Source organism: Acidobacteriota bacterium (assembly GCA_003225175.1).
GTDB lineage: Bacteria > Acidobacteriota > Terriglobia > Terriglobales > Acidobacteriaceae > Gp1-AA112.
This window is the reverse complement of record QIBA01000045.1, coordinates 12,761-35,360: the sequence shown is the minus strand read 5'-3', so window position 1 is coordinate 35,360 and position 22,600 is coordinate 12,761. Positions and strand designations below refer to the sequence as shown.

13 protein-coding genes are annotated in these 22,600 nt (G+C 54.6%); 7 read left to right on the top strand and 6 right to left on the bottom strand.

What is annotated here, in order from left to right:
* The first annotated feature begins 10 nt into the window (after window positions 1–10).
* Entirely contained in the window at window positions 11–1,054 is a 1,044-nt protein-coding gene (locus tag DMG62_11910; GenBank protein PYY22713.1) for an alcohol dehydrogenase, read from the top strand.
* Window positions 1,055–1,163: 109 nt separating this feature from the next.
* On the opposite strand, the gene DMG62_11905 is transcribed toward DMG62_11910, so the two are convergent.
* The 3 genes from DMG62_11905 to DMG62_11895 form a co-directional block, all read right to left on the bottom strand.
* Window positions 1,164–2,252, bottom strand: coding sequence for a hypothetical protein (locus DMG62_11905; protein PYY22712.1), 1,089 nt, complete (start codon window positions 2,250–2,252; stop codon window positions 1,164–1,166).
* Window positions 2,253–2,361: 109 nt separating this feature from the next.
* Window positions 2,362–2,748 carry a DUF488 domain-containing protein gene (locus tag DMG62_11900; protein ID PYY22711.1) on the bottom strand — a complete coding sequence of 129 codons (387 nt, stop codon included), beginning with the start codon at window positions 2,746–2,748 and terminating at the stop codon, window positions 2,362–2,364.
* A 39-nt stretch (window positions 2,749–2,787) separates the two neighbouring features.
* The gene (locus DMG62_11895; GenBank protein ID PYY22710.1) at window positions 2,788–2,964 is read right to left on the bottom strand and encodes a hypothetical protein; all 177 of its coding nucleotides are present in this window, start codon (window positions 2,962–2,964) and stop codon (window positions 2,788–2,790) included.
* A gap of 228 nt (window positions 2,965–3,192) precedes the next feature.
* Here DMG62_11895 and DMG62_11890 point away from each other — a divergent pair, with 228 nt between their 5' ends.
* From DMG62_11890 to DMG62_11875, 4 genes are all read left to right on the top strand, one after another.
* Window positions 3,193–6,084: a hypothetical protein gene (locus DMG62_11890; GenBank protein ID PYY22709.1), complete on the top strand. Its 2,892-nt coding sequence runs from the start codon at window positions 3,193–3,195 to the stop codon at window positions 6,082–6,084.
* Window positions 6,081–7,760, top strand: a complete 1,680-nt coding sequence (locus DMG62_11885) for a CRTAC1 family protein (GenBank protein ID PYY22708.1) — start codon at window positions 6,081–6,083, stop codon at window positions 7,758–7,760. The genes DMG62_11890 and DMG62_11885 overlap by 4 nt, the downstream gene beginning before the upstream one ends.
* Window positions 7,761–7,969: 209 nt before the next feature.
* Window positions 7,970–10,129, top strand: a complete 2,160-nt coding sequence (locus tag DMG62_11880; protein ID PYY22707.1) for a hypothetical protein — start codon at window positions 7,970–7,972, stop codon at window positions 10,127–10,129.
* 5 nt (window positions 10,130–10,134) lie between these two features.
* On the top strand, window positions 10,135–11,049 hold the full coding sequence (locus DMG62_11875; protein PYY22706.1) for a peptidylprolyl isomerase: 915 nt from the start codon (window positions 10,135–10,137) through the stop codon (window positions 11,047–11,049).
* A 220-nt stretch (window positions 11,050–11,269) separates the two neighbouring features.
* Here the strand turns inward: DMG62_11875 and DMG62_11870 are convergent, their stop codons facing one another.
* The 3 genes from DMG62_11870 to DMG62_11860 form a co-directional block, all read right to left on the bottom strand.
* Window positions 11,270–15,082 carry a hypothetical protein gene (locus tag DMG62_11870; GenBank protein ID PYY22705.1) on the bottom strand — a complete coding sequence of 1,271 codons (3,813 nt, stop codon included), beginning with the start codon at window positions 15,080–15,082 and terminating at the stop codon, window positions 11,270–11,272.
* A 669-nt stretch (window positions 15,083–15,751) separates the two neighbouring features.
* Window positions 15,752–18,688, bottom strand: coding sequence for a hypothetical protein (locus tag DMG62_11865; GenBank protein ID PYY22704.1), 2,937 nt, complete (start codon window positions 18,686–18,688; stop codon window positions 15,752–15,754).
* Window positions 18,685–19,848 carry a hypothetical protein gene (locus DMG62_11860; GenBank protein ID PYY22703.1) on the bottom strand — a complete coding sequence of 388 codons (1,164 nt, stop codon included), beginning with the start codon at window positions 19,846–19,848 and terminating at the stop codon, window positions 18,685–18,687. The genes DMG62_11865 and DMG62_11860 overlap by 4 nt, the downstream gene beginning before the upstream one ends.
* A gap of 230 nt (window positions 19,849–20,078) precedes the next feature.
* Between DMG62_11860 and DMG62_11855 the strand changes: the two genes are divergently transcribed.
* Together DMG62_11855 and DMG62_11850 are read left to right on the top strand one after the other, a co-directional pair.
* Window positions 20,079–21,539, top strand: a complete 1,461-nt coding sequence (locus tag DMG62_11855) for an RND transporter (GenBank protein ID PYY22702.1) — start codon at window positions 20,079–20,081, stop codon at window positions 21,537–21,539.
* 95 nt (window positions 21,540–21,634) lie between these two features.
* The gene (locus tag DMG62_11850) at window positions 21,635–22,579 is read left to right on the top strand and encodes a hypothetical protein (GenBank protein ID PYY22701.1); all 945 of its coding nucleotides are present in this window, start codon (window positions 21,635–21,637) and stop codon (window positions 22,577–22,579) included.
* Window positions 22,580–22,600 lie beyond the last annotated feature (21 nt).

The window sequence follows — 22,600 nt, the reverse complement described above, 5'->3', positions numbered from 1 at the left end:
AGGAGGAGTTATGGCAACAATGCGAGTAGCGGTACCAGCAGTAACGCCAATGAGGTTGGCACAGATTTCCAGACCCGGAGCTGATTTCGAGATCGTTGATCGCGAAGTTCCTACGCCCGGCGCACGTCAAGTTCGTATCAGGGTGAAGGCCTGTGGCGTGTGTCACAGTGACCTGCTGACGAAAGAAGGCGTGTGGCCTGGAATCCAGTATCCGCGCAGTCCCGGACACGAAGTCGCCGGCGTCATCGACGAAGTTGGGCAGGATGTTACCGGCTGGAACAAAGGCCAACGCGTCGGCGTTGGCTGGTTTGGCGGACAGGATGGTACTTGTCTCCAATGCCGGCGTGGCGACTTCATCAACTGCCGCAACCTGAAAATTTCCGGCATCAGCTACGACGGGGGATACCAGCAGTACATGATCGCTCCTGTCGAGGCGCTGGCTGCGATACCAGACGGTCTCAGCGACGTCGAAGCTGCTCCATTGCTTTGTGCAGGAGTTACTACATTCAACGCGCTGCGGCACAGCGGCGCCCTACCAGGCAGTCTGGTTGCGGTGCAAGGCATCGGTGGACTTGGCCACCTCGGAATCCAATTTGGGAACAAGTTTGGCTACAACGTCGTGGCCATCGGCCGCGGTCCGGAAAATAGTGCGCTAGCAAAGAAGCTGGGAGCCAGCTCGTACATCGACAGCAAATCTACCAACGCAGCGCAGGAGTTGCAGAAGCTTGGCGGCGCACAGGTAATTCTGGCGACAGCGCCAAACTCAAAGGCCATGTCCGAGTTGATCGACGGTCTGGCGCCGAACGGCAAGCTCATGGTGGTAGGCGCAACGTTAGATCCTATCGAAGTTACGCCGATACAGCTCATCAGCGGAGTTCGTACTATCCAGGGCTGGGCTTCAGGAACACCAACCGATTCCGAGGACACGCTCAACTTCGCGACATTAACCGGCGTGCGTCCGATGATCGAAACCTATCCGCTCGAACAAGCAGGCGAAGCGTACGCGCGCATGCTGAGCGGCAACGCACAATTCCGCGTCGTCCTCACCATGTGACGTAACATCGGCTGTTTTCTCGCATACGGGCACGAGTTTCACTCGTGCCCTTTTCAGAGCGGAAGAGCCGCCCAATACCGCAGGAAAGCGTCGAGTGCCTTGAGTAATATTAGGCTGCCCGATCGCGTTCTGATTTGGGAACAACTTCTTCCGTGACAGCGAGGGACCGGAGAGCCGTCTGTGCACGCCAGCGTCGCCAGAGCACGCGCAGAGTAGCCACGACAGGAATCGAGAGGTACACCCCAATTACTCCAGCGACTTCGGCGCCGGCAAGCACGCCGAAGAGCGCTGCCAGCGGATGCAGTTCGACTCGGCCGCCCATAATGCGAGGAGCATTCACATAATCCTGAATCACGCGCCAGACAGCCAGGAAGGCAATCAAGAGCAGCAGGTGCGTGTACCCCATGCCGATGGCCACACCGATGATGACCAGCGCAGCGATCGCAGGTCCGACAACCGGAATGAACTCGAGACAGCCGGCGATCGCGCCGAGCACGTAACCATAAGGCACGCGCATCACGATCAGAGTAATGCAGAACACGACTCCGGTCAGCGCGGCCAAAATCAATTGCGCGCGGATGTAATGGGCCAGGATCTGATCAATGTCATTCATGAGTCCTTCGGCAAATTCGCGTTGGCTGCGGCGCTCAAAGATGTCCAGAACCGAGCCGCTGATTTTGCTGCCGTCTTTGAGAAAGAACACGGAGAGTATGGGAATTATGACGAGCCACCATGCGTTCTTCCCCAACGCGGTGAGCCTGATGCCGAGATCGCCGGCGACACCGATGATCGTGTCGCGATGGGCGGCCATGAATGCCTGCACTTTCTGAATGGTTTCATGACTCCATCCACGCTTCGAGCCTAGTGTCCACGCGATCTGGCCGGTGGTGATTTTCTCGTACAGGTCCGGAATGGTACTGGTTAGTTTTTGCGCTTCACGAACCAGGCTCGGTCCAATGAACAGGAGCAGGAGCGCCAAGCCCGCGCCAATGGCGATATAAACGATGACGATGGCCCTGCCCAGAGAGATTCGTGCGCGATTGCGAACGTGTTCCACAAGGGGCGCGACCAGATACGCGAAGAAGATTGCAAAGAGAAAAGCGATTAGTACTGCACGCGCTGCCCAGGCGAATCCCAACACGGCTGCGAACAGCAGGAGCGTGATCAAGACTCGCGTGGTCTTCTCGTCGAGCAGCATGCCCAATGCGATGTGGAGGCGCGGCGGCTAGTTGCACCGTGGAGGCAGCGCCGCTTGAGAAAGGAGCAGAGGAGCAGGTCACTGGCGCACTGATCCGAATGCGCTGCGCTTAGGAGACTTTGGCACCGCGCTCTGTGAGTAATTCCCTGAGAACGGAACGATGGCAGCGATCTTCGTCCTCGCAGTAGCAGCCTACGCAGAAGTTTGTCTGATGCGAGAGCGCCGCCAGTACATCGAGAAGTCTGGCCGCTTCCGGCTTGTTCATCTCGGCGCGAAATCGGCGTTTGAATGTTTTCCACGAGCCCTCGTCCTGTGATCGTTGAGCGAATGCCACGAGCTCTGGGGTCGGCGAGAGGTTTGGTAGCCAGACGTCGTAGAAATCGCGCTTCGCGAACTGCGCCTTCGGAACTCCCCGAGGTGGTCTGCGAACCGTGCCGATGCGCAGTCCTTCATTCGGTTTCCTCGGCGATCCGAGCTTTATGATCGCAATCGGCAAGGTCGAACCCTCATCGCGGTGATTGGATAGTTTGCCAGACTAGGCCCCTCTGCGATGAATTCGCTTCGAAAGCAATTCTTTTGCTTTCTCCAGCTCCGATCGTCGCTTTGCCCCCAAGCCGCGTCCTGCGCGATTGATGAAGTAGGTCAACATCCTCATCCCTGAGCTCGGTCCCTTTGGAGAGACCTTCTTGGACGCCAGCGTCCTCGCAATCATGGACGCGCTCTTCGTGAAAAGACCAGACGGAGGATGAGTCGAATCAGTTTTTACCTTCGCTACCCATCTCTTAGATTTCTTTGGAGCGGTGTGTCGCTTCACTGTCACACAACAGTGCGATGCATCTGGCTTGTCGCGGGAGTGCCCATTCGATTCCCCAGAAAAGTAATATAAAAGCACTATCGTCCTGAGCTGCCCGGGAGTTTAACGTTCCACACGACCCCCATAATGAGGTTCCTGTCTCAGAAAAGCATTACCAAGGCCTGCCTCTGGTTTGCGGCCCTTTCCGGTGCGTATCTTTATGCTTTTCCTGGACCGAACCTCTTCTATATCAGCATTTCCCTGGCGCATATTGCGCTGGGAGTAGTCGCGGTTCTCGCTGCTCCCTTCCTTATTCATAAGCTGCGTGGGCTCTCTCGGCTGGGCAAAGCCGCAGTCGCGCTTCTAGTTCTTGGTGCGATCGATGGCGTCGTCGTCATGGTGGTTGGCGGAACTCGCCCGCATCTCGACTTTGTTTACCTTCATTCGATTTTGTCCTTCGCTGGAGTGCTCCTGCTGGCGGTGAATTGGCTTCGCTCCAGGCAATGGTTCTCGTCGGCTGGGCCGAAGCTCACTGCGCAGTGCGCATCGCTGTTTCTAGTAGCGGTCCTTCTCGCTTTGGAGGCTCGTCATTTGCGCCTGAAGCGATGGGAGACGTCTACACCCATCAGGAACCCAGAGATCGCTCCGGCAGAAATGACCAAAGAGGGAGACGGTCCTTCGGGAGCCTTTTTCCCGAGCTCAGCGCAAACTACTGACGGCAAGCTGATACCTGCCAAGTACTTCATGGAGTCGCAGGCCTGCGAACGTTGTCATAAAGATGTCTACGAACAGTGGAGCAGCTCGGCTCACCACTTCTCTTCCTTCAATAATCAGTGGTATCGGAAGAGCATTGAGTATATGCAGGACGTGGTCGGCACACATCCATCAAAGTGGTGCGGCGGATGCCACGATCCATCGGTGCTGTACAGCGGATTAATGGACACGCCAATCAAGCAGATCGTTCACACCCCCGAAGCCAATGCCGGTCTGGGATGCCTGATGTGCCACTCCATCACTAAAGTGAAAAGCACGATGGGACAGGGAGACTTCGTGCTTCTTTATCCGAAACTGCACGAACTGGCCGCAAGCAAGAACCCGGTGATGCGATGGCTGCACGACTATGCTGTCTATGTGAATCCTGAGCCGCATCGGCGGGCTTTCTTCAAGCCCTTCATGCATAACGAGCAGTCAGCGGAGTTTTGCTCGAGCTGCCACAAGGTTCATCTGGACATTCCAGTCAATCACTATCGCTGGATCCGGGGTTTTAACGACTACGACAATTGGCAAGCAAGCGGAGTCTCCGGGCTGGGCGCGCGGTCGTTTTACTATCCGCCCAAACCGCAGCGCTGCCTGGACTGCCATATGCCGCTCGTGGAGTCTGCTGATTATGGAACCACTGACGGCAAGCTACACTCACATCGCTTCCCTGCTGCCAACACAGCGCTGCCGTTCGCGAATCAGGACGAGAAGCAGATGCAGACCGTCCTCGACTTTCTCAAGAACGGAATCATCAGTGTGGATATTTTCGCCATGGCTCGCGAGACAAAGCAGGCAAGCGCAGGAGCCGCTGTTCCTGGGGAGCTCTCAACAACCTTTGCGGTGGGCGAAGAGGCTGAGTCGAGCGTTCGTGCCGGAGAAACTGGAACCGGTGGCACTGAGCAGTTTGACGTTACAGCTCCACTGAATCGGGTGCTGCCTGCGCTTCATCGCGGCGATACGGAACGCGTTGACGTTGTCGTGCGCACGCGCAAAGTTGGACACTTCTTCCCTGCCGGCACTGTCGATGGCTTTGATGTCTGGCTCGAACTGAAAGCCACCGACGAAAAAGGACAGGTGCTCTTCTGGAGTGGTCGCGCGGAAGACAACGGCAAAGGGCCCGTCGAAAAGAGCGCGCATTTCTATCGCTCGCAGAGCATCGATGAGCACGGCAATCCAATCAACAAGCGTAACGCGTGGTCAGCGCGCGCGCTTGTGTATGTGAAGCTGATTCCCCCAGGCGCAGCAGATACGGTCCACTATCGCTTGCGAATTCCTGACAACGCCGGCAATAAAATCAAACTCGAAGCACGACTGAATTACCGGAAGTTCTCGTGGTACTACACGCAGTTCTCTTATGCCGGCAATAGCCAAGGCTTCGCCAGCCAAATGGCTTCGAGCTTCGATGATCGCAAGGTTTCATTCGATGGCGAAATGTCCGGAGTCTCGGGCAAATTGAAATACATCCCCGATCTTCCCATCACTACCATCGCCTCCGACGAAGTCAGCTTGCCAGTTGTTGCGAGGAACGTGGCTAAGCCGGAACCGAAGCGGCAACTTGAGGCAAGGGATTGGGAGCGTTGGAACGATTTCGGAATTGGCCTATTCCTGCAGGGGGACCTGAAAGGCGCACTCTCTGCGTTTCAAGTTGCAGCGGAAGTAGATCCTGCAAGAGCAGATAGTTACGTGAACCAAGGACGCGTTTTGGTTCAAGAAGGTGACGTGCAGCGTGCCAAAGAGGTCCTGGAGAAGGCGCTCGCGATTGACGCCAGCCTTGCGCGCACGCATTACTTTTATGCGCGTGCTCTGCGCATCGAAGGCAAGTACGATGATGCATTGCAGCACCTACGAATCGCCGAACAGAAGTACCCTCAGGACCGTGTCGTGATCGATGATATTGGCAGAATTCTCTTCCTGCAGCACAAGTATCAAGAGGCGATCGACGAGCTGAACAAAACGATAGCTATCGATCCTGAAGATCTGCAGGCAAACTACAATCTGATGTTGAGCTACCGGGGGGCGGGAAACGCGGAACAAACAGCTGAGTATCAGAAGCGATACTTACGCTTCAAGGCAGACGAGGCTGCGCAGGCGTTAACCGGTCCGTATCGCCTGGCCCATCCAGAGGACAACAACGAGCGACAGACTATCCATGAGCATGAGAGTGCTTCGCTGTCGAATCCCATCCGACCAACGAAGACTTCTACCCTGAAGCCGAAGCGTCCAAGGGTTGCGTCGACACAATCCAGCTCGACAAGCTCATTTTCTCCCGGTCATCGATGAATAAATCCATTCTGCGTCTTTCTCTTGTCGGTTCCATATTGGTTTACACGATTGCATCTGCGCAAAACTCACAGTTCACGAATATTACTCAAGCCGCCGGAATTCACTTTGTTCACAACAACGGCGCGACAGGAAAACGGTACTTGCCAGAGACGCTGGGAGTGGGGGTTGCCTTCATCGACTACGACAACGATGGATCGCAGGACATCCTCTTTGCGAACAGCGAAGACTGGCCGGGAGCTCCGAAGCATCCGTCTACGCTGAAGCTGTATCACAACAATCGCAATGGAACCTTCACCGATGTGACGCAGAAGTCAGGCCTTGGGATCAGCATGTATGGCATGGGAATCGCAGTCGGTGACTACGATAACGACGGCTACGACGACGTATTCGTCTCTGCTGTCGGCCAGAGTCGCCTGTTTCATAACAACGGCAATGGAACTTTTAGCGATGTAAGCCAGAAAGCCGGCATGACTGGTGTGCAGGAGTTCAGCACCAGCGCCGCATGGGTTGACTATGATCGCGACGGCAAGCTTGACCTCATCATTGCCAATTATGTTCGCTGGTCGCCGAAAGAGGATATCTACTGCAGTATTGACGGCAAGAGAAAATCCTACTGCACTCCTGAATCTTATAAAGGAGCGTCGATTCGCGTCTGGCACAACCTCGGTAATGGCAAGTTCGAAGACGCGACTGCCCAGTTGGGATTGCTCGACCTGACTTCAAAGACGTTGGGCATCGCCGTCCTCGACTACAACAAAGATGGCTGGCCGGATTTCGTCCTCTCCAACGACACACAGCCCAACAAGCTCTACGTCAACGATAAAGGAACGCGCTTCTCGGAGGTCGCCGTAACAGCAGGAATTGCGTACAGCGAAGAAGGTCTGGCACGTGCCGGAATGGGCGTCGATGCGGCGGATTACGATCGCAGTGGCAACCCCAGCATTCTGATCTCAAACTTCTCCAATCAGATGCTTTCGCTGTTCCATAATGAAGGGCATGGTCTATTTGTGGATGTGGCGCCCACATCCGAGATCGGCCGCGATAGTCTGCTCACTCTAGGATTTGGTTGTTTCTTCTTCGACTACGATCTCGATGGCTGGCTCGACATCTTCGTCGCGAATGGACACATTGAGGATCAGATCGAGAACATTCAGAAACGCGTGCGCTATGCCGAGCCTCCACATTTGTTTCACAACCTCGGCAATGGGAAGTTCACTGAAGTAACGGAGCGCATGGGCGCCGAATTTGCGCGGCCGCGAGTGGCTCGCGGAGCCGCATACGCCGACATCGATAATGACGGAGATCTCGATCTCGTAATGACGACTAACGGCGGCCCGGCACAACTCTTCCGCAACGACACGAAAGAGAATCAAAGCCTGCGCATCAAGCTGGAAGGCACAAAATCGAATCGTGATGGAATTGGAACAGTCGTTCACGTACACACCGGCGCCGGCGAGCAGGCGCTAATGATGCGGAGCGGCTCCAGCTATCTTTCCCAGAGTGAACTCGTGCTTACCTTTGGCCTCGCTAATTCGACCAAAGCAGATCGTATCGATATCGATTGGCCTAGCGGCCAACACGAGATCTTGCGCGATGTTCCGGCGGGCCAGATGATTACTGTTCGGGAGGGTGCGGGCATAAAGGCTGGTCGCAAGTTTGGCCCACGATCCTAGGACGCGAGTCGCGTACACGGTTGGTCTGAGGAGAGAATCACCTTATAGCCGTTTTAGACAAACCCCCGGCCGAGGCGGCCGCAGGCCCTGATTGTTGCTGATGTAAGGACCGCCGCGCCCGCGCAGGTGTTTGGCCGTATTCCTGAAATCAGAGAGCTAATCCGAGAGCGTTAGACCAGAACAGCTTTTTCTGCAACCGTATTCTCGAAATGTTAGGTTTTGCCAACCGAGTCATTTACATTGTTGAGTCTCTGGCAAGGTCCAAAGGAATGTTAATGAGTCGCCGCGCACCGTCTGTTAATAGTTTGTTCAGATTCTTCGCGTTGTGGACCTGCTTTTTGGCAGCTTTGAACGCCGACGCGGCGAAGCGCGCGGAAGTTCTGACCCGCGGCTATAACAATCAACGCACCGCGGCGAATCTCGTCGAGAAAAAGCTAAAGCCCTCGAAGGTCGACCCGAAGCAATTCGGCAAGCTGTTCATGTTGCCTGTGGACGATCAGATTTATGCGGGCTTGCTTTACGCCGCAGATTTAGAGATCGCTGGTCATAAACACAACGTTCTCTTCGTCGCCACGGTAAACAACAGCGTCTATGCATTCGATGCCGACCATTTTGGCCCGCCGCTGTGGCACCGGAACTTCAACGGCAGCGGGCGGCCGACGCGCAACACCGAGGTTGGTCAGGCGTGTCGCATCTACAACGACTTCATTGGCAATATCGGTATCGTCGGCACGCCTGTGATCGGGCCAGACAGGACCATGTATTTCGTCACGCGTATGGTCGAGGGCGATGCGACCGTGCAGCGTCTGCGCGCGATTGACATTACAACTGGCGCAGACCGGCCGAACAGTCCACAGATAATCCAGGCGACCGTGTCCGGAACTGGGGACGACACCAATGGATCAGTGGTCAGATTTAATCCCTTAACGGAAAACCAACGTCCAGCGCTGGCTCTCGCGGACGGAACCGTGTACATAGGCTGGGCGTCGTTTTGCGATACACGCCCTTATCACGGCTGGATGATATCTTACGATGCTTCGACGTTGAAGCAGATCGGAGTCTTCAACTCGTCGCCGAATGGAAACATGGCCGGGATCTGGATGTCCGGCGCAGGCCCAGTATTGGACCAATCCGGGAACTTGTACTTCTCAACCGGCAATGGCAGTTACGATGGGACTACAGGATTCGGCGAGTCGCTGGTCAAGGTGCAGGCGAAGACCCTTCATCCCCTGGACTTTTTCACACCCTCAAATTTCAATACGCTCAACGATTTCGACCTCGATTTCGGAACGCAGGGCCCAACGATGCTGCCGGGCACAAATCATCTTCTCGTGGGAGGCAAGGAGGGCAAGATGTATCTGCTTGACGCCGGAAAGCTCGGCGGCCAGTCGCCAGGCGACATCCAGATTTCGCAGGTGGTTCAGGCTGTCGATCCTACAGTTCGTCCGACGCTTACCCATCACATGCACAACGCGATCCCGGTATGGGAGAGCCCTGAGGGATTGAATGTGTACGTCTGGGGAGAGAGCGATTTTCTACGGGTTTATCGTTTCGATCCTTCTACGCACAAGTTTGCAACCAAGGCGGTTGCGACCGGTTCCATTCTGGCACCGAGCGGAATGCCTGGCGGCATGATGACCATTTCTTCCAACGGCTCCCATTCTGGCACCGGCATTCTTTGGGCGGCACTGCCCAGGGCGGGGGATGCCAACCAGATGACGGTGCCGGGCGCGCTCTACGCCTATGACGCTGAAAATCTGAAGCTGCTTTGGTCAAGCACGGCTGCAGGCGACGATCCGCTGAACTTTGCCAAAGGCAGCCCTCCGATTGTGGCCAACGGCAAAGTCTATATGGCTTCCATCTCGAACTTTGTCTCGGTCTATGGCGAGCGCAAAGGCGCGCCCAAGTTTCAGAATCTCGCGTTGCGCGGAAAGGCGACTGGAAGCCGACCCTGCGATCCAACTCAGACTGCGGACAAAGCATTTAACGGCAGCACGGAGAATGGACCCAGCGATAAATGGTGTTCTTCCGATGCCAATCCTTTTCTCCAGGTGGATCTCGGCCGAGTTTCTGAGATCGGACGAGTTGTCGTAGAGCACGCGGGAGCGGGCGGCGACGACTTCAACCTGAATACCCGCGATTTCAACATCCAGGTGAGCGCGGATGGTCAAACCTTCTCCACAGCGGCAAGCGTGAAAGGAAACATTCAGAGCATCACCACGCATGACATTCCTCCTACGGAGGCTAGATATGTGCGTTTGACTGTAACTACGTCTCAGGCGACGCAAGCTCCACCCGCAAATATTTATGAACTACAAGTCTTCCCTGCTGCTGATCTCAACCAGGCGTCTTCTCACGGCGGCAGATAACAGAAATGCATAACGAAGCTCGATCGACACAACGCAAGTTGGCAACCAGCACAGGCGAAGTGAACTTTTTGCTTCTACTGGCGCTCACGCTCTCCATTTGCCCATTCCAAGCTTCGAGTCAGACAGTAGAAGTCACTCGTACAGGCCAAGTCATCACGGCTCCTTCGGACGTCGCAGCACCGCCGCCTGACGCCGAGATCACTTCGTCGGGACTCGCAATGAAGGTGCTGAAGGCAGGGATAGGGACGGTGCATCCGGCCACCAACGATTGTGTAAGTGCAAACTTCGTTGCATGGAAAACCGACGGCAGTTTGTTCTCAACCTCCACCTCGATGGACAACTCAGAAATGCTCTGTCTTAATGCAGGCATCATTGGCGTTTCTGAAGCGCTGAAGGAGATGGTAGTTGAGGAAAAAAGACGCCTTTGGGTTCCAGAGGATCTCACGTTCAGAGAGCACCATCATCATGGTCAGAGACGACCAGAAGACGAAGAACCGCCGCGTGGAGACCTGACGTTCGACGTCGAGCTTCTGTCGATCATCAAAGCGCCGCCTACTCCTGCCGATCTGGCGCAGCCTCCCGCAAGCGCAACCAGAACTTCATCCGGCCTTGCCTATCAGGTATTGAGAGACGCAACCGGCAGTGTTCATCCCTCCTTGAAAGACAAAGTAATGGTTCATTTTTCGTGCTGGAAGAGCGATGGCACGCTGTTCGAGACGACTGAGATGGGCAATCACCCTGCACTGGTCACGCTGGCAACGGCTCCGGCGGGATGGCGCGAAGCGATTCCCTTAATGGTGGTCGGCGAGAAAGCTCGATTCTGGATTCCGGCGGTCTTGGCTTTCGGCGACCGACCCGCCAACCGCTTCAATCCCGCCGGCGACTTGGTCTATGACATTGAACTTTTGACTGTGCAGTAATTTCTTCTATTTGACCCGTTAACCTACGCCGGATCGGCTACGCGGAATTCCCGCTCAAAAAGTGCCGCGGTTTGTGCAGCACTCTCGCCGTCCACTGGAAATCGGTGTCACAACAAGAAGCCGGAGTCCACATCATTTCTGTGGCGGCAACCTGGTGAAGACAAATGAAAAAAGGCCTCTCGTTGCCGAGGGGCCTTTCCCTTTGCCTGGAAACTTCTGGCTAGAACGAGTAACGCAAGCCGGCCTGCATGACCCTATATGTGTTCGGGACCATGGTTTTCCAGTTGCTGAAGTTCGGGGATGGCGCAGTTGATCCAGGACTGATTCCGTAACCACTGCGGCTGAAATCAATTCCCTGGAACTGCTGCGTGTTGGTCAGGTTGAATACCTCCCAACGGAACTGCAGACTGTGGTTCTCGTTGTAAGGCATTACCCAGGTCTTACCCATTCCCAAATCGAGATTGATGAAGTGCGGATAGCGGAAGTAGTTCCTCAATCCCGTCTCGCCGGGATAGGAGTTTCGGAAGTTCAGGAAGGCAGTTGGCTCGCAAGCGCCAAAGTACTGCGGAGTCGCAACGACGCGCGTGCTGCAGCCGTTGTTCGGTACCGGCCCTCTCAGACTGGTATAACTCTGCACTTCCCAGTTGGTCGACCACTCAGCCGCATCGTAAGGAGCGCCAAATGGTGTGCCGGTATTGAAGCGGAATACGTTGGAGAGTTGCCAGCCACCAATGATCTGCTGGACCGCTCCGTGAGCGTCGCTACCCAGCAACTTGCCGTTCCCGAACGGTAGTTGCCAGACTGAGTTGACGTTGATGACGTGGCGGCTGTCGAAGTCCGAAGCGGCGTATGCGTCTTGCGGACGGAACGGGTTGAGGATGAGCGCCGAATCGTTGTAAGCCCCATAGGCTTGCAATCCGGAGGCATTGTCGAGCGAATGTGAGAAGGTGTAGTTGAAATCAATCGTCAGATCGCGCAAGCGCTGGCGATAAGAAGCTGCCAGAGCGTGATAGTTCGAGTACGCGAAGGTTGACCAAGTAGTGAGAGCGCCATACTGCGGCTGGTAGAACGCGTGCGGCCCGATGTTCGACAGGTTCTCCATATCGAGCATGATCGTCGTCCAGTCGTTGGTATTGATGAGCGCATCCTGATATACCGCCTGAGTGGAGGAAACACACGGTTTTTTAGAAGAGCACAAATTGGCATTCATTCCCGACACGGGAAAAAGATTTTCGAAGTAGGGAATGACCGGGACCGCGCCGCCGGGAGTTCCTACCTGGCTGAATGGCACTCCAGCTTGGCGAGCCTTTTCCAGAATCGTGGCAGCCGTATAGAAGTCCATGCCGCTCTTTGGATCTCTCAGGTCCGCAGGTGTCGCGATGTCCTTTTGTGCGAGCAGGTCGCGAGCAAAGCGTCCGAGGTAAGAGAATTGCAGCACGCCTCCCTTCGGCATCTCGCGTTCGTACGTTAGGCTGACAGCGTAATTCTTTGGCGTCTGGAGCTGGGAGTTCAGAGAAGACTCGATCCGAGTAGGGAAGTCTTGTTCGGTCTGCTGCAACGGGAAGGTCAGATTACCAGGTACCGTAATCAGCGGCAGAGTCCGAACGTTTTGGGTAAACGATGTAAACAGTGGCCCAGGTGCTGACGTGCAAGAGGGTAACTGATTGCCGTCCACCACGTAATGACCGCAACCCACGTTATACGTGTTCACCGGGATCACAGTTTTGGACCCGAATCCCAGGGTATTGCGCGTGTCGAAGAAGGTCGCGATCGCTTCCCCGAAGTAGTCGGGCAGCATCGCAAATCCTCCCCGTATCACGCTGGCGTTGTTTCTACCGAAGACCTTCGACCAGAATCCATCGCCAGTCCTCGGAGACCAGGCAATACCCAGCCGTGGCAGGAAGACTGTCTTATCCCAGTTATAAAGCGGTGGGCCGCCATTTACAGGACCTGATTTGTTGATGATGATGTCTTGCAGATATGCGCTGCCAGCGTTCATGGCGTCTACACGTTTCTGAAAGATCTGTCCGAGAGGAATGCTTGGTTGTACTTCGAATCCATTCTTCTCGTACACCGGACGCCACAGGCTGTAGCGAAGCCCAGCAGTGACAGTGAGATTCTGATTCATCTTCCAGACGTCCTGGAAGTAGCCCTCATACCCTTGGGTAGCGAAGTCGCGTTTGGTCGGAGAGCCAAAATTCAAAAGTGAACCGTCACGATTGAATAGGAAATTGGCAGTGTATTGCGTGTATCGGCCAAGCAGAGCGGTGACAGCATTCTCGACCGAACTCTTGAAACTGGATGCAACCTTGTACCCACGATTTTCGTTCAGGTACAGATTGATCGCGTTAATCAACAGATTGGTCTTGTATCCCGAAGGATTCGTAGTTGCTGTATCAAACGAATTACTGAAATTCACGCTCGCGTTGCTGATGGTCTCGATGTTGGCGCCAAACTGTAAGGTATGGCGTCCTTTGGTCCACGAGACATCGTCAACGAAATTGTTGACGGGTGTTGTCCGGCTGCTGGCGTAAGTGAGGTTCGCTGGCTGATACACGAGACGGAAATATGCTAAATTCCCTGCCAGCTCTCCTCCGTTTGTGACTGACTGCCGTGTCATGCCGTAACGGAAATTATTGACAAGATTACTGTTGATACTCCAGGTGTGCCCAACCGCTAGGCCCCAAGGGTGACTCCAAATCCTTGGCGCTGTGCCGGTTGCGAACGCTGGCGTTTGTTGAACGTGGTCGTAGATCACATTCGTGCGGACAAATAGCTGCTGGTTTTGGTTCAGCGAGTAGTCGAGTCTTAGCGAATGGGAATTAAGGTGAACTGGAACTGGAGCGTTGAATACGTTTCCAGCCGTATTTAGTCCATCGCCTACCGCATTGCTGTTTGCCGCAAATTTGGCTCCCTGGGCCAGGGCCGTGAGCGCGACAGGATTGACTCCGCCTGTATCGGGAAAGATGTTGGCAATATCGGTAGCGTTGATCTGCTGGAAATTGCCGTTGGAATCCTTGAACTTGACAATTCCCTGAGCGAGGGAAGGAAGTGGGACGGTGCTCGGAGAGCTAGGATTTTGGCTCGCATCCCGCCGTCCCTCGTAGCTGTAAAAAAAGAAAAATTTATCCTTGATGATCGGTCCACCAATCGAAGGGCCAAAAGTATTTCGAATTAGTGCGGGCCGCGGTATTCCATTGTGATTGTTAAACCAGTCATTGGCCTCGAAGATGGTATTTCGATGAAATTCCGACAGGGTTCCACGAAACCGGTTTGTTCCGCTCTTGCTGACCAGCTGGATTTGGGCTCCCGAAGAACGGCCACCCGATGAATTTGACGACACTGTCGAAAGGCGAAACTCCTCGATAGCGTCTGCATTCAAACGCAGAACTGGTCCGGCAATTGGGCTAGCTGCAGTGCTGGAATTCAACGTGTCGGGTCCAGCTTGATTTTTTTCCGCATCATTAATGTCAACACCGTCAAGCGTGACATTCGCCTGATCCATTCGACCGCCAGCTACGTAACCGTCTCTCGTTACTCCAGGCTGGAGGCTCAGCAGAGACAGCACGTTACGAGCGTCCAATGGCAGCTGTGTGATCTGCTGACTGACAATGGTGTTGCCGAGGCTTGAGTCCTGCGTATTCACTTGAACGGCGGAATTTTCGGCGATCACTTCTACGGTCTGCGTTGTTGCTCCGACTCGTAAGATCACGGACAGATCTGAAGGCGTCGCCACCAGAGCGTGAACGTTCTCCAATAACGATTTTTGGAACCCGGGAGCTTCGATTTCGAGCCGGTAATCACCCGGAGGAACAAGGTCAAAGGAGAAGTTGCCGACAGGTCCGGTCTTTTGTGTACGAACGATTCCCGTACCTGTGCTGGTCAAAGTAACGAACGCGCTTGGCACGACGCGTCCTTGCGGATCGGTGACCGTGCCGCGGACAGAAGATGTGCCTGTCTGAGCAAAGCTGATCCCCACCAAACACAGAAATGCCCCAAGCAGTACAAGAGCTCTGGTAAATCGAGCTTTCATGGATTTCGCCTCCGATTCGGAATGGAAAGAGTTTGGAAATGTTCAAGGCTGGTAGCTAACGGCGAGACAAACAGCAGGTCTGTGCAGGCGGATACAGTACGGCGGCGGGATTTTGTTTTTGAAATCCCTCTCACGAATCCTCTCCACCCCAGCGAGTCAAACCATTAAAGGGGCTGACTCCAGACTAAATTCACAACCCTCGGGCCGATTACATTGCTCGAAACCAACGAGCAACTCGGCTCTATTGGCCGCGAAGAATAAAACAGTCGATAGGGCGTTATCAAGGGATTAATTTGCAAAAAGAGGGGATAAATAACGATGAGCGTAGTACGGAACGGTTATGGGCAGGTTCGGGTGGTGACGATTCCTTTGGTCTCCCTCAATCCAGGGCTCAGCTGGTTCATGTGCGGAGGCAAACAGGGACAAAAGACTGGCGAACTCGACGGAAATCCCTGAGCATTCCTGGTTAGGGTTACGTATCGCCAGGCGGAATCATGTTTAAGCATGCCCAGGGACAGCAGGTTGGGAGCAAAATCCCTGGATCCCTGATGTTCCCTGCCTTTAGTCGAGATTTTCAAATGTTTGGCAGAATTCGATGATTTTCAGACGAAATTCGAGAAATTCCGGTGTCTTACTCTTTGTACCGATTTTTCGCAGGGCCGTTGCAGGCTAGAACGAAAACTGCACTTGAAGATCAATTCGCCGGTTCGCAGCCTGGGTATTAAATGGTCCATTCGCCATAGAGATTGATTCCCCAAAGTTCGTGTTTGCGTTGGGAATGAGCGCTTGGCGGCTAAGCACTCCGACCGGTGGCGCCAGATTCTGGTGATTGAACAAATTGCGGGCAGAGACGCTGAATGTCAAATTGTAACGGCGGCCACTGGAGCCTCCGCCGAAGATTCCGCCCCTGCCGCCCCCGGGCCCGCCGAAACCGCCAAAGCCTCCGTGTTCGTGCCCGCCTTCCCCACCTCCACCGCCGCGCCCGCCGCGATTCGCTCCGGCGTTGCCAGAACCTTCGAGTCGCTCACCAAGGCCGATCGTTTTGCTAACGCGAAGGTTGACTGTGACGTTTGCTGGTCCCTCGCCCAAGTTGACTGGGATCGGAGTGTAGGTCTGTCCGGCAAGTGGAATGAAGAAGCACTGAGGATTCGTGGTTGAGAATGATGCGCATTGGGCAGATGGCGCGGCGAATCCCGGTCTGGCGTTGAAGATCGAAGTACCGAGGAGATCCTCAGGAATCGTGATGTTATAAGGTGTGCCCGAGTTCGCAAACATGAATGGACTCAGGCGGAATCCGTAGGGAGCTGTGAATGTGCCGCCCACGAATAACCGCTGGCGCACATCGAAGGCACCGCGGCCATAGTCGGCGCTCGGGTTATATGGATTGGTTGGAAAGCTGCCTGATCCCCCGGTGTCGCTGTCTGCGAAACTCAACGAATAGAACCCGAAGATCGAAAGGTTCGGCCCGTAGCGCATGTTTAGGTTGCTGATTAATTGATTCTGCTTGAAGATCCCCTGGGATTCGTACGCATAGATGTTTCCCAGCCCGCAGCCCAGAGGACAAACAGGGTTTGCGGGAAAAGTTCCCGGAAAGGGAGCATTGATGTTGTTCGTGAAGAGCTGATGAAGTCCGCGGGAATTCAGGTAACTAACAGAAAGTTTTATTGCCTTGTTGAGCTGATGCTCAATGCCAGCGGCCGTTTGGATCACATATGGTGCGCGCAGATTCGAATCGATGCGGTAGACCGCTGGCGACACGCCTGTGAATCCATTGAACGATGATGGAATGTTATCCGGTCCAAACTGTGGCGACGGCACTATGAATGACTGCTGATTGGTTCCGTTCAATCGACTCGCCTGCAGAACGAGACTCTGCGGAAAGCGGTCGTAGAAGATGCCGAATCCCGCGCGCACAACGGTCTTTGGGGCTGAGCCTTTCTTGCCCAGTCCAAGTGCAACTCCAATCCTCGGTGCGAAGTCGGTGTAATCGTGAATAGCGCTTTGTGTTTCGTAACGCAGGCCATAGCTGACGGTTAAGTTCGCCCGCGCCTTCCAGTCGTCTTCTGCGTAGATGCCAACATCGGCGAACGTGTCCGAGATCAGGGGTTGCCCAGTGGTAATGGAGAACTGGTTCGCCTGTCCGACGGAATAGGCAGCGATCGATGGATATGTGAAAGTTCCATTGAAATTGTCTGCGATCAAATTGGATGCCTGCGACAGACGCAGTCGTCCGCCGAACCTCACGGAATGATTGCCAGAAAGAATCGACGTGTAGTTCTGAAGTTCGTAATGGTTTTCCTGATCAACCACGTGCCCGGAGCTGCGACCGCCGGTCGCGAAAAATCCTGGAACGGAGAGTTCCGGGGCAGTGCTGAGCGGCGTCTGATCGCTGTGCACGCGTTGATACTGCAACCGCGTTTCATTCACTACTTTTGTGCCAAGCACCTGCGTATCGCTGACCTGCAGGTTATGTTCAGAGCTGTCGAGGTTGTAACCGAGCGAGGCCAGGTTGATACGGCTCTGGGTTTGACCAATGCCATCGTTCTTCTCATGCGCTCCTTCATATTCGTATCGCGCAGTCAACGTGTTATTGCTTGAGACCTGATAGTCGAGGCGCGGTCCTGCTTCAGTTCGGGAACGCTGATTCGGAACGGTCTGCTGCGCACACTCCGGAAGAACAAAATTGCCGCATTGCGGACTAACAATCGCGACATCTCCGATGTTGCGCCGTTGGGCATTCAGAAAAAATGAAGCCTTCTTACCCAGCGGCCCACCGAAGTTACCCTCGTACATTTCCGTGTGATAGTCCGGAGGAGTAGCAATGCTTGAGGTGAAGGGATTTCGCGAGTTGAAGATCGAATTGTTTTCGTTGAACTGAACTTGCCCGTGATACTTATCCGTTCCCGGTTTGGTAAAGATCTCAACACGCCCAAAGCCAAGCCTGTCGTACTGCGCGGAGAAAGGATTCGAATTGATACGAATCTCGCGAATCGCGGACTTCGGAGGAAGCTGCCCTCCGGTGAATCCGTCGATGTACATCTGTCCACCATTGGGACCAGCCGAAGGCCCGGCGAGTGCTTGCAGTTCCGATTGCAACTCATCCGGGTCGTCGGATAATGCGTCAAGATCCTTGTCTTTCAGGACGACGGTGTTTGAGTTGTTGGCCGGAGCAGTATCGAGGTTGTTTCCTTCTGACTGAACATCGATATTCTGGTGTACCACTTCGATCTCAAGTGGAATATCGAGTGTGAGAGGGTGTCCTTCGGAAATTGTAACGGAACTTTTCGAAAATGGAGCAAAGCCCTGAGCCGTAGCTGAGACCGCGTACTGTCCTGGAGCAAGCCCTTTGATTTGATATTGACCGTCACCGCCAGAAGTCCCACTACTCGCCTGCCCACTCGATGATTTCGCCGTGACCACTGCATTCGGAATAACCGCCCCGCTGGGATCTGTCACTCTCCCGCGTAGCACACTGGTTTGGGCAAGTAAGAAAGAAGAGGAAAAAATCAGGAAGGAAAAAACGGCTAAAGCAAAACGTCGCAATTGGAACGAACAAGATGTCACGTAGTCTTCGCCTGAATAAAAATTATGAGAAGCGACTTTCACTGATTTCCGCCTTCAGCGTCGCTCCCCATGCTCCATCCGGAGAGTAAATTGGCAGCGCTAGCTTGCGTCGGAGCGGCAGTAAGGATCGGTTCAACGCCACTTAAGAGAGTGAGAGCAATAACCTGTTGGTCAGCCGGGGCATCTGTCGTCACAATCATCACCGCGTCGCCTTGTTGAAGATCCGGCAGCGAGGCCGCCGGCATGCGACGGATAATCTGCTGAAAATCCGGCCCGCCACCAGGACCGCGTGAGCCTCCGCCAGCGCGCATTTGTTGTCCGCCGCCTTGGGGTGGAGGACTCGACGCCTGTTCGGCGCTGCCCGCAGCGGCAGGACGCTTCAGGAACATCGCGATTCGTTGCGCGACCTCGGGCGGAATCTTGCGCATTTGAGTTTCCGGCGTGACCCTTATGATCGCACTCTTCTTGCGGATCAGATCCATCACCGTGATCGTTCCCGCAGAAGTATCGATAGAGTTCACCGTGCCCGCAATGTTTCTAAAAGTTCCCGAGATAACCGCATCTGCGTTCAGCGATTGACCATCGCCGCTCCTGTTGCCCCGCGCTCGAAGCTGGTCTCCAATCCTGATTTCGCTGAAGGAACTCTTCTTGGCATCGCTGAACTTCACAGAATCCGGAGGATAGCGGAGAAAAACGGTGGCGCCGCTGGTATGCACCGCGATAGTTTGGGTTGGAGTAGGCGATATCGTAATGCCGCCCGAAGCAGCGTCGAGCTCACGAACAATCCCTCCTGCTCCACGCCTTTGCCATTCCTGAACATCCCTTTGCTGACGATTCGCTACATCGCTTTGCTTCATCACAATCAGCGATGTCGCGGTGACTGAGCCTGCTTCATCTCCCGGCCTCCCGCGCGCCAGTACGCGATCGCCAACCTGCAAATCCTGAAGCTGAATCGGAGTGGCCTCTTTTAAGTCTCTTTGTCCAGGCGCAGTCTTCACGATGCGAGTCGAATCCGACACTGTGACTGCTGCATTCGGGCCGGCATCCGTCTTCACCGAGATGATGTTGCCGTTGATGGCAGTTACTGTCCCTATGGCTCTACCTGCGCTGGGAGCCGTTGTGGATGCCTCCTGTGCGACTCCCGATCTCAGAAGCAAGGCACTAATAAAAAGTAGGAGAATCGAGATCGCTGACCAGGACATCAATTTGGGAGTTGCAGTCAAATTTCCTCGGGAAGATGGCGCGTCAGTGCTATCTGCACGTCCAGAACTATCTATTATTATCCGATACCAAGACGGGCTACTCGTCTCTTAAGCAGCGGGAGAGCACGTAAAGATTTGTAACCATCTGAGTTGCTGCGCTGCAAGATATCGATGATTCTGCGTATTGAAATCCAGTAGGCTGCGAGGTCCTCACTTTGCCTTTAGAGAAGATGAATTTTGCTGTCGTGGCATTATTGCTGCTGATTTTGACCGGCTGCGCCGCAGGACCGAAGTATCAACGATCGAACGTCACTACTCCTCCGGTCTGGTCCTCTGAGGAACCGTGGCGTGCCGCGGAGCCCCGTGATGGGATTCCAAAAGGCACATGGTGGAAGCTGTATCAGGATCCGGCGCTGGACGTACTTGAAGAGCAGTCGCTCAACGCAAATCAATCGATTCAAGTTGCCGCCTCGCGAGTTGAGCAGGCACGAGACCTGGCGCGTGTTCAGGTCGCCGGCTACTTCCCTACATTGTCGGGCGGAGCCAGTGTGCAGCGGCAGCGACTCTCAACCAATCGCGCCGCCGTTTCTGCGATTGCGCCCAGCAATGCAATCACGCAGAACGTCTATCAGCTCCCGTTTCAGCTGAATTACGAAGTCGACCTTTTCGGTCGCGTGCGTCGGAATGTCGAAGCTGCTAACGCAACCTATCAGGCTACGGCAGCCGATCTCGAGAACGCCAGGTTGCTGATTACTTCAGACTTAGCCGCTGACTACTTCACCCTGCGCGAGCTCGATGCCGAGATCGGGGATGTACAGGAGTCGATCGCCTACGACGAAAAGGGCCTTGTTCTGGTGAACAATCGCCATGCTGGTGGCGTGGCCTCCGGACTCGACGTTGCACAGCAAGAGACTGTGCTCGATGCGGCTCGCGCACAGCTTCGTCTTTTGCAGGAGCAGCGCGCTACTTTTGAACACGCGATCGCTACGCTGGTTGGCGCTCCGGCGCCAACGTTTCACGTGCAACCTGCGACTCTGAACACACAGATCCCAGCCATACCTCTCGGCGTTCCCACAGATGTGCTCGAACGCCGGCCCGACATCGCTACTGCTGAGCGCCAGATGGCGGCACAGAATGCTCTAATCGGAGTCGCAAGAAGCGCGTTTTATCCATCAATCTCCCTGTTCGGCGGCGGTGGTTTAAATAGCACTGACATCACCAGCCTTTTCTCTGCGCCAAGTACGTTTTGGTCGCTGGGAGTCTCTGCGGCGGAGCCGATTCTGAACGGTGGTCGCACTCACGCTCAGGTTGATTTCGCGAAGGCCGGATATCAGGGCTCAGTTGCGACATATCGCAACACGGTCCTAACTGCTTTTCAGCAAGTTGAAGACGGTTTATCCGGACTCACAACGCTGGCAGATGCGGCCTCGGCACAAGCAAAAGCGGTGAACGATGCACAGCGTTATCTCAACATTGCTAACGACCGCTATGTTGGAGGGCTGGTTACTTATCTGGATGTGATTACTGCAGAGCAGACGCTACTTAGCAACCAGCGGCTTGCCACGCAGATTCAGGGTCAGCGACTAGTGACATCAGTGTTCCTGGTAAAGGCTCTCGGTGGAGGTTGGGACCGCAAAGAAATCGATGCGCTCTTAGTTCGTCCGACAGCAAAACAAGTCGTACAGCAGTAGGAAGAAGTGAGCCGATTTGCGTCGAACCAGCTTCGGCGCGCGGGCATTGCGAATCCTCTAGCTCTTAATAGGAATCTAATCTGTTGGAGTAACGCATGAAGCTCCCACAGATTTGGCTAACGATTGTTCTTACAGTCTTCTCTTTTTCCTCTTCGGTTCCTGCCTTTTCGCAGCAGGAGCCTGCATTTCCCGGAGTTCAGAGTAGAGTTCTTGTGAGTGTGGAACCACGACATGGCAAGCAAGTTCCCGCCGTCCGCAAGGAAGATGTAACCATCACTCAAGGCAAACAGCGTGACAAGGTGCTTGCCTGGCAGTCCGTTTTGAGTCCCGAAGTGGGAGCACAGGTCTTTGTCCTCATCGATGATTCGCTTTCATCCTCGGAGATGGGCAGCAAGCTCAACGACATTCGCGATTTCATAAGCGCTCAACCTGTAAGTGTTCTCGTTGGCATTGCTTACATGCGAAACGGAACCGCACTGGTTGCGCAGAATCCAACCAGCGAGCATGCCCTCGCGGCAAAGGCTCTGCGCTTGAGCATTGGAGATGGCGGCTCCTCTCCGAGTCCGTACTTTGCCCTGCAGGATCTACTCAAAAGGTGGCCGCAATCCAACAGCGCCAGAGAAGTAATCATGATCACAGATGGTATCGATCGCTTTTGGGACGGCGTTGGCTTGGATGATCCATATCTGAACTCCGCCATCGAGGAGGCGCAACGCGGAGGTGTTGTCGTGAATGCTCTATACGCAAGAGGTGGAGGACACTTTGGCCACTCTCCCTGGATGATCAATTGGGGACAGAACTACCTATCCGAAATGGCCGATGCTACCGGCGGAGAAGCCTATTACGTTGGCAACGACACTCCTCCGTCCTTCAGACCCTATTTCACGGATCTCACAGAACGTATCTCGCACCAATTCCTGCTCACGTTTGAAGCCCAGCCGGGAAAGAAATCTGGATTCGAGCGCATCAAGCTGAGCACCGAGGTTCCCAATGTGGAACTCGTGACCCAACGACAAGTTTACGTGCCGATCGGTTCGTGACGTGAGATCCGAATGAAGGCG

What these genes read in the sequence shown, in the direction of transcription:
- DMG62_11910 (PYY22713.1), top strand. Translation starts at nt 11, where the DNA reads ATGGCAACAATGCGAGTAGCGGTACCAGCAGTAACGCCAATGAGGTTG.
- DMG62_11905 (PYY22712.1), bottom strand. Translation starts at nt 2,252, where the DNA reads ATGCTGCTCGACGAGAAGACCACGCGAGTCTTGATCACGCTCCTGCTG.
- DMG62_11895 (PYY22710.1), bottom strand. Translation starts at nt 2,964, where the DNA reads ATGATTGCGAGGACGCTGGCGTCCAAGAAGGTCTCTCCAAAGGGACCG.
- DMG62_11890 (PYY22709.1), top strand. Translation starts at nt 3,193, where the DNA reads ATGAGGTTCCTGTCTCAGAAAAGCATTACCAAGGCCTGCCTCTGGTTT.
- DMG62_11885 (PYY22708.1), top strand. Translation starts at nt 6,081, where the DNA reads ATGAATAAATCCATTCTGCGTCTTTCTCTTGTCGGTTCCATATTGGTT.
- DMG62_11880 (PYY22707.1), top strand. Translation starts at nt 7,970, where the DNA reads ATGTTAGGTTTTGCCAACCGAGTCATTTACATTGTTGAGTCTCTGGCA.
- DMG62_11875 (PYY22706.1), top strand. Translation starts at nt 10,135, where the DNA reads ATGCATAACGAAGCTCGATCGACACAACGCAAGTTGGCAACCAGCACA.
- DMG62_11870 (PYY22705.1), bottom strand. Translation starts at nt 15,082, where the DNA reads ATGAAAGCTCGATTTACCAGAGCTCTTGTACTGCTTGGGGCATTTCTG.
- DMG62_11860 (PYY22703.1), bottom strand. Translation starts at nt 19,848, where the DNA reads ATGTCCTGGTCAGCGATCTCGATTCTCCTACTTTTTATTAGTGCCTTG.
- DMG62_11855 (PYY22702.1), top strand. Translation starts at nt 20,079, where the DNA reads ATGAATTTTGCTGTCGTGGCATTATTGCTGCTGATTTTGACCGGCTGC.
- DMG62_11850 (PYY22701.1), top strand. Translation starts at nt 21,635, where the DNA reads ATGAAGCTCCCACAGATTTGGCTAACGATTGTTCTTACAGTCTTCTCT.